Source organism: Methylobacterium sp. J-048, from assembly GCF_022829515.1.
Lineage (GTDB): Bacteria > Pseudomonadota > Alphaproteobacteria > Rhizobiales > Beijerinckiaceae > Methylobacterium.
In genome coordinates this window covers 1-7,479 of the sequence record NZ_JAKSYL010000096.1, presented here as the reverse complement: position 1 = coordinate 7,479, position 7,479 = coordinate 1, and the positions used below count along the sequence as shown (strand labels likewise).

Annotated in this window: 6 protein-coding genes; 4 read left to right on the top strand and 2 right to left on the bottom strand. The window is 73.3% G+C overall.

From position 1 onward, the window contains the following. Window positions 1-625: 625 nt before the first annotated feature. On the bottom strand, window positions 626-883 hold the full coding sequence (locus MKL09_RS07075; protein ID WP_244019154.1) for a hypothetical protein: 258 nt from the start codon (window positions 881-883) through the stop codon (window positions 626-628). 54 nt (window positions 884-937) lie between these two features. Here MKL09_RS07075 and MKL09_RS07070 point away from each other — a divergent pair, with 54 nt between their 5' ends. Next, on the top strand, window positions 938-1,615 hold the full coding sequence (locus tag MKL09_RS07070; protein WP_244019153.1) for a hypothetical protein: 678 nt from the start codon (window positions 938-940) through the stop codon (window positions 1,613-1,615). Between the two features lie 417 nt (window positions 1,616-2,032). Here MKL09_RS07070 and MKL09_RS07065 read toward each other — a convergent pair whose 3' ends face one another. After that, a complete protein-coding gene (locus MKL09_RS07065; protein ID WP_244019152.1) occupies window positions 2,033-4,069 on the bottom strand; it encodes a molybdopterin-dependent oxidoreductase in 2,037 nt (678 codons plus the stop codon). Window positions 4,070-4,275: 206 nt separating this feature from the next. On the opposite strand from MKL09_RS07065, the gene MKL09_RS07060 reads away from it, so the two are divergent. The 3 genes from MKL09_RS07060 (at window position 4,276) to MKL09_RS07050 (ending at window position 7,137) form a co-directional block, all read left to right on the top strand. Continuing rightward, on the top strand, window positions 4,276-6,321 hold the full coding sequence (locus MKL09_RS07060) for a hypothetical protein (protein ID WP_244019155.1): 2,046 nt from the start codon (window positions 4,276-4,278) through the stop codon (window positions 6,319-6,321). Between the two features lie 277 nt (window positions 6,322-6,598). Further along, window positions 6,599-6,868 (top strand): hypothetical protein, encoded by a 270-nt coding sequence (locus tag MKL09_RS07055; RefSeq protein ID WP_244019151.1) that lies wholly within the window; start codon window positions 6,599-6,601, stop codon window positions 6,866-6,868. Window positions 6,869-6,966: 98 nt separating this feature from the next. After that, entirely contained in the window at window positions 6,967-7,137 is a 171-nt protein-coding gene (locus MKL09_RS07050) for a hypothetical protein (protein ID WP_244019150.1), read from the top strand. Window positions 7,138-7,479: the final 342 nt, after the last annotated feature.

The window sequence follows — 7,479 nt, the reverse complement described above, 5'->3', positions numbered from 1 at the left end:
CTGCGCGAGGCACTCGCCGCGGCAGCTGCGGCGATCGACGCCGAGGATGCGCAGCCCTGGATCATCACCGAGGCGGGCGATGTGCTCTCGCCGCGCTGGATCCGGGCGAACAGCCAGTCTCGCGCGTTGCAGTGATCTGAGCGTTCGCAAGCGGTGAGATCCGGGCGGGGCCCGCTCAGCACCCGATGCAGATGTCGTGGACGACGTGCTCCCGGCGGGGACCGGTGCGCTGGTTGGGAAGCCACCCCTCCGTCGACGGAAAACCGCTGCCGAGGGACGGGTACCGCCGCCGGCCGCCAGCCGGATCGGCGATCGTCGGAGGGGGCGCAGGCGCGGCTGCTTCGGGCGGAGGCGCCGGGTTCGGCGTGCTGTTGGCCATGCCGGGACCGGGGAGGGGCATCACCATTCCCTGCGCCGGTGGGATCGAAGCAAATTCCCCTGCTCGCACCGGCGAGGCCAAGCAAACCAGGACGACGAGGATCAGCCGACACGGCACCGGCATCAGGTTCCCTCCGCGGATGCCCGCTCGCTGATAACCGGCGCGCGGTCACGCGCCGGCCGGGTGGATGTTCAGAGTGCCGCGCGCGCCGACGCAGAACCAGTACCCACTTCGGGGATGAAAACGTCAGTAAGCCCGGCCGTAGAACGGCTTCGATTCCGGACGATAGCGGTCGCCGACCGGCCAGGTATAGGGCTGATCCTTGCCGGTACGCAGGTCAGAACCGAATTTCGGCGCGTTGAACCCGATGCCGTGAAGACGTCCGGCATGGCCCCTGGCGCCCTGGCCGGCGGAACCGGCATCGCGTGCCAAAGCCACGCTCGACATCCCCACGACGAGAACAGCCGCCAGCGAAACGCGACCCAACCCCAAGGCTTTCTGCATCGTCGCCTCCTGTCCCGGACGAAGTGCCGGAACACAAGGAACGGCAGCGCTTCGGTGGGGTTCCGCCTGGCGCAGCCGCGTCGTCAGAAGGTGTTTGCCCCGCCAAAGCACGCCACGGCCAACGGCCCCGTGCAGGTCGTATCGGCCTGGGCGGTCCCGGCCGCGATGCCGGCGCCGCCGACCGAGCCGCCGCCGCTACGGGCCGTGCTGCCGGCCGCCTCAAGTGCCGTGGCCGCGTTCGCGCCGCCCGCGATCCCGGCGCCGCCGACCGAGCCGCCGCCGCTGGCGGTGGGTATCGCGGACACAGCCGAACTGACGTTCAGCTCGGTCGACCTGGCGCTGATTCCCGCGCCGCCGCTGAAACCGCTGGCCCCGGACGAAGCCACCGACGAGGCCGAATTGGCGTTCGTGTTCAGGCTGGTGGCGACGGCCGAGCCGCTATTTCCGCCCGTGCCGAACGACGAGAAGGCGTTACCCGAGATCGATCCGATCGCCGAGTTCGACGACGTGTTGAAGCCGCTGCGCGTCCCGGTGGCGCCGATCGTGCTGCCGGTCGTACTCGAGCTGGAAGTGGCGGTCGTTCCGGTGATGCCGGCACCGCCGGTCGTCCCGGATCCCGTCAGTCCGAGCCGGCTCGTGCTGGCGCTCGTGGAGGTCGGCGGCGCGATGCTGCCGCTTCCGGAGCTTCCCCCGCCGAAGCTGAGCTGTCCCGCATTCACGAGGCCGCCTTGAGCCGAGAGGATCGGAAACGGGCCGGTGGTGGATCCGCCGCCGAGGCTGAGCTGTCCGGGATTGGCGATCGCCGTGATCGGCACCAGCGAAGCCGCCGAGGGCACGGTCGCGGTGGCGGGCAGGTTCTGCGCCCCGGCCGAGGTAGCGAACGGGAGCAGCAGGGCGGCGGCGAGGATAGCCCGCATGGCAGGGGATTCCACAAGAGAGTGTGTCCCCAGCCAACCGCGCCGATTCAGGCAGGTTCCGTCCTCAGTCGATCGCTGAAAATCCTGGATTCCAAAGGTCTTCGACCTTTCGCGGGTGCAGGGCAGAGCCCTGCGTCGAGCGAAGCTCGATGCCATCGGGGCTCTGCCCCGATACCCCGCCAAAGGGCTGAGCCCTTTGCGATCCCGCTTCTTTGCCGAGATGGATCCGCTATCAGGCTGCCCGGACCCAGACCGCGGTGTCGTGGAAGGTGGCGCCGTCGTTGGGGGCCGCCGGGGTGTCGCCGATCAGCGCGTTGATGCCGCGCCCGCCCGAGAAAGAAGCGGCCGGCCACAGGCTCTCGACCACGACGATCCCGGGCGGCTGCCCCTCGGCGAGGCGGGCATGCAGCCGGACCTGGCCGCGGGTGTTGCCGATCTCCACCGCATCCCCGGTGGCGATCCCGAGGCGGGCGCCGTCCGCCGGATGGAGCAGGCAGGTCGGGCGGCCCTCGCGCCGGATCGATTCCGGGCTGTTGGTGAAGGTGGTGTTGAGGAACTGGCGGGCCGGCGGCGCCACCATCCGGAACGGCCGCTCGGCATCGGCTGGCTCAGACACCGCCCAATGGTCGGGCAGGGCCGGCATGCCGACGGCGCGCGGCCCGAGCGCCGGCCAGTCCGGGCCGAACCGGAAGCGCCCATCCGGATGGCCGAAGCCGGTGAGGAAGTGGCTGTCGGCGAAGCTCGGCTGCGCGTCGATCCAGCGCTCCTGCTTGAGCCGGTCGAGGCCGCCCCAGCCGGAGCGGGCCAGGGTGGCGTCGGCGAGGTCCCGGGCGCTCAAGGCGAAGCCCGCATGCGCGGCCCCCAGTCGCGCGGCGAGGGCGGCGATCAGGTCGTGGTTGGAGCGGCACTCCCCCGGCGGCTCCAGCAGCGCCGGCCCCGACTGGATGTGGCTGTGGCCGCCGGCCCCGTAGATGTCGTCGTGCTCCAGGAAGGTGGTGGCCGGCAGCACCAGATCGGCGAGCGCTGCCGTCTCGGTCATGAACTGCTCGTGCACGGCCACGAACACGTCCGGTCGCATCAGGCCGGCGCGCACGCGGTTGCTGTCCGGGGCCGAGGCCGCGGGGTTCGCCGACTGGATCAGCATGGCCCGCACCGGCGGTCCGCCCTGCAGGGCGTCCGCATCGTCGGCCAGGATCGCGCCGATCCGGCTCATGTCGAGCTCGCGCACCCCCGGGGCCTTGGCGTCGAGGCCCTCGGTAAGGGTCTTGTCCCAGTTGAAGATCGCGGCGTTCTGCCAGAGGGCGCCGCCGCCCTCGTGCTGCCAGGCGCCGGTCACGGTGGGCAGGCAGGTCACCGCGTGCAGGTTGACCGCACCGTTGCGCGTGCGGGTGAAGCCGAAGCCGCAGCGGATGTAGCTGCGCGGCGTCGAGCCGTAGAGCGCCGCGAAGGCCTCGATCTCGGCGACCGTGAGGCCGGTGATCGCGGCCGCCCATGCGGGGGTGCGGGTAGCGAGATGCGCCTCCAGGGTCGCCGTGTCCTCGGCATGAGCCGCCAGATAGGCGCGGTCGGCATAGCCATCGCGGAACAGTACGTGGAGCACCGCGCAGGCCAGCGCCCCGTCGGTGCCGGGCCGGGGCGCGAGGTGGAGGTCGGCCGCCGCCGCGGTGCCGGTGCGGTAGGGATCGATCACCACCAGCTTGGCGCCACGCGTCTTGCGGGCCCGGCTGATGTGGCTCATCGCGTTGACCTGGGTGCTCACCGGGTTGCCGCCCCAGACCACGATCAGGTCGGAGAGCGCCATTTCCCGGGGGTCCGGGCCGGCGACGCGGCCGACCCCGGCGGTCCAGCCGGCAATGGCGATGGCGGTGCAGATGGTGCGCTTGCGCCGGGAATAGCCCATCACGTGGGTCAACCGGTGGATGCTGTCGCGCTGGACGAGGCCCATCGTGCCGCCGGAATTGTACGGCCAGACCGCCTGGGAACCGTGGTGTTCGGCGGCTTCGGTGAAGGCGCCGGCCAGGCGGTCGAGGGCCGCGTCCCAGGAGATCGGCCGCCACGCACCGCTGCCCTTGGGGCCAACCCGTTCCAGCGGCTGCAGAATCCGGTCCGGATGGTGGACCCGCTCGCCGTAGCGGCTGACCTTCGCGCAGATCACCCCGGCGGTGTAGGGGTTGTCGCCGCCCTTCACCGAGACGACGCGGCCGTCCGCCACCTGCACGTCGAGGCTGCAGGCGGAAGGGCAATCGTGCGGGCAGACGGTCCGGGCCAAGCGACGAACTCCGTGGTGGTGTCTCGCGGTGGTCGCGGCGATGATGCAAGGGCCGTGCATTTTTGCGGCCAAACCACGCGAAGATTACGGTTTTTGCCCGCCGCCGAACCGCTTGCCGCGAAGATTGAGGCCTTCATCCTGCCGGATTGGCGGTATGGTCTCGCGGTCCGGATTCCATTTAACCCACGACTGTGCCTTTGCCCGAAATGTTCGCTCAAGGCTTGCGCCGCGCCGGCTGGCTCGCCGGGCTGCCGGCGCTCGCGCTGATCTGGGCGAGCGCGACCCTCTACGCCGCCCCGCAGATCGCCGACGCCATCGAGGCCGAAGGGGCGCGCGTCGCGTCCGGCACCGCCACCGGAACCGGCGAGCCCTGGTTGCGGCTGGAGGCGCGGGGACGCGACCTCGGGGCGGCGGGCGAGGCACCCGATGTCGGCGAGCGCGAGACCGTGCTGGCGAAGCTCGCCGCCCTGGACGGACCCCGGCGGATCGTCCCGGAGGTCGGGCTGGTGGAGACGGCCTCGCCGTTCCAGTGGGCGGCGATCCGGACCGGCACCGCCCGGGTGGCGCTGGAGGGCAGCCGCCCGGCGGAGATCGGACGGCGGGCACTGGAGGCGCGGGTCACCGGGGCGCTGGCGCCCGGGACCCATCTCGACGACACCGCCCGGGCGGCCCGGGGCGCGCCCCCGGATTTTCCGAGCGCGGCGGCCTTTCTCGCGGCGCGGCTGTCCGGACTCGCCAAGGGCGGCCGGGCGGCGCTCAGCGACACCGTGCTCAGCCTGTCCGGCGAGGCCCTGGACGTACCGGCCTACGAGGCACTGCGGGCCGCCCTGTCGGACCCGCCAGCGGGGTTCAGCGTCGGGCGGATCGAGATCGTGCCGCCCGCGGTGGCGCAGTACCGGTTCGCGGTGGAGAAGTCGGCCCGGGGGATCGTGCTCGACGGCTTCGCGCCCTCGGCGGCGGACCGGGAGGCGGCCCTGCGCGCCGCCGCGGAAGCCGTGCCCGGCAGCAGCGTGCAGGACCGGCTGCTCACCGCACGGGGGCTCGACCCGGCGATCGACCCCAAAACCCTGATCGGCTTCGCGTTCAAGCTCGCCGAGCTGATCCAGTCCGGCACCGTCGCCTTCGCGGACGACGCGATCTCGGTCACCGGCGACGCCATCGACGCCCAGGCCATCCCCGACGCCGCCGCCCTGATGCGCGAGGCCCGGCCGGCCGGCGTGAAGCCCGGCCCGGTAACGCTGGCGGCCCGGCCGCTCTCGCCCTACCGGGTGGCGATCCGCCGGACCCCGGAGGCGGTCACGCTCACCGGCCACCTGCCCGACGAAGCCACGCGGGAGCGGGTGCTCGCCGCCCTGCGCCCGCGCCTGTTCCGCGAGCCGGTGATCGACCGGACGCGGCTCGCCGACGGCGCCCCGCCGGATCTCGGAACCGCTCTGGCGGCCGCCGCCCCCCTGGTGGTGAACCTCGCGACCGGGGAAATGTCGGTGTCGGACCGGGTGCTGACGCTGACCGGCGAGAGCCTCTACCGCGAGGCTGCGTCCCGGACGCCGGACAGGCTGGCCGAGGTGCTGCCCCCCGGCTGGACCGGTCAGGCCACAATCTCCGCGCGCCAGCCCGCCGAGACCCGCGACCCGGCCGCCTGCCGGGCCGAGGCCGCCGCGACGATCGCCGGCGCGTCTCTGCGCTTCCCGGCCGGCGGCGCGACCCTGACGCCGGCGTTCTACCCCGTGCTCGACGCCCTGGCGGCCCTGGCCAAGGCCTGCCCGACCTTACGCATCGCAGTCTCGGCGCCGGCCGACCCGGCGAAGGCGAAGGCCGCCCCGGCGGCCGGGGAGGGGGCCGCCGCCGAGGTCCCGCCGACCTCGATGGCCGCCACCGCCCACAATGAGGCCCCGACGGCGACCGGCTCGGCCAAGGAGCCGGTGAAGGCGGGCGCCAAGGAGCCCACCAAGGCACCGCCGAAGCCCGCCCCGAAGGCGCAGGCCGAGGCCGGGACACACGCGGCCCCGAAGAAGCCCGAGACCGCCAAAGGCACGGACAACAAGTCCGCCGCCTCCAAGGCCGCGCCGGCCCAGAAAGCCGCGAAACAACCGCCGCCGAAGGAGGCCACGGACGACCCGCCCCTCGACCTGCCGCGGCTGCGCGCGCAGGCCGTCATCGAGTATCTGCTCCAGGCCGGGATCCGGCCCGAGCAGGTCGCCGCCGGGCCGGACGCGCCCGCCGGCCCCGTCCTCCTCGCGCTGCTGCCGTGACGCCCAAGCCGCGCCCGCGCCGGTTTGCGCCTATGATCGCCGCCATCCCGTCAATGCGAGCACAGCGAAGCCATCCGGCGCAGCGCGCGATCTCAGCCTGTGGCGGATCCCTGGGTCGCTTCGCTGCGCGCGCGATGACGGCGCGGGCCAAGAGGCCGAGCCATTCGAACGGAACCCGTATGAGACCGCCCCATATCCCGCTCTTCGCCCCGCGTCTCGAGAGGCAGGCGTGGATCGGAGGCCCGGATCGAACGGGCGCCGGGGAGGCCGGACAGCCGTGACGCTGCTGCTCGCCGGATTCTGGCCCGGGCTCGCCGGGGCTGCCGCGCTCGGCCTGCTGGTCGGGGCGCTGGCGGGCTGGCCGGCCCGGCCGACGGTGCCGCTGGCCCTGTGCGGGCTCGCGGCGCTGCTGGCCGGGATCGCGGTCGCCGGGATCGTGCCAGGGCTGCCCGGCCTGTGGCTGGAGGGCGCCGGCCTGATCCTGCCGCCCTACCTCGCCGGCTGCGCCCTCGGCGCCCTGGGCCGCCGCCTGGCCACGCGTCCCTGACGCCGCGGCGCGCGGCCGAACGGGAACTGGTCCGCCCCCCGGCGACGTTGCTTCTGCGAGAATGGCCCATGGGGCCTACAACCAGAAGAGGCGATCCGATGCCGAACCTGACGCGCTCCGCCCGACGCTACGCCCTCCGCCTGCCGCGCCCCCGGGCCGGCGCCGCCGCCACCGGCCTGTTCCTGGCCGCCCTGGCGCTGTCCGCCGCCACGGTCCCTCTGGCCGAGCCGACGACGGCCGGCACCGCGCAGGCCTCGCTGGCGCGCTGAGGATCGACGGAGAGGGTGGGCTGCGATGTTCACACATTGCTGCCGGGTGTGGGCCAGAGCCAGCCCCAAGCGCGTTTCCCTCCCCCCTCTGCGGGGGAGGGTGGACCGGCCGTCAGGCCGGGTCGGGAGAGGGGAACCCGGCTGCAGGAATGGGCGCGACCGGCGTGACGGGCGAAGGCCGGTTGTGCGCCGTTGCTCCCCGCTGCCGACCCCCTTTCGGGGGCCACGGTCCCCCGCAGGGGGGGCGAGGGAATGCCGCGGCGCCTCCCGTGCAGTCTGCATAGCCAATGAGTGCGTCGGCAAGCCCCCACGGGCGCGGGGCCCCGCGCCATAGCCGTCGAT

What these genes read in the sequence shown, in the direction of transcription:
- MKL09_RS07075 (WP_244019154.1), bottom strand. Translation starts at nt 883, where the DNA reads ATGCAGAAAGCCTTGGGGTTGGGTCGCGTTTCGCTGGCGGCTGTTCTC.
- MKL09_RS07060 (WP_244019155.1), top strand. Translation starts at nt 4,276, where the DNA reads ATGTTCGCTCAAGGCTTGCGCCGCGCCGGCTGGCTCGCCGGGCTGCCG.
- MKL09_RS07050 (WP_244019150.1), top strand. Translation starts at nt 6,967, where the DNA reads ATGCCGAACCTGACGCGCTCCGCCCGACGCTACGCCCTCCGCCTGCCG.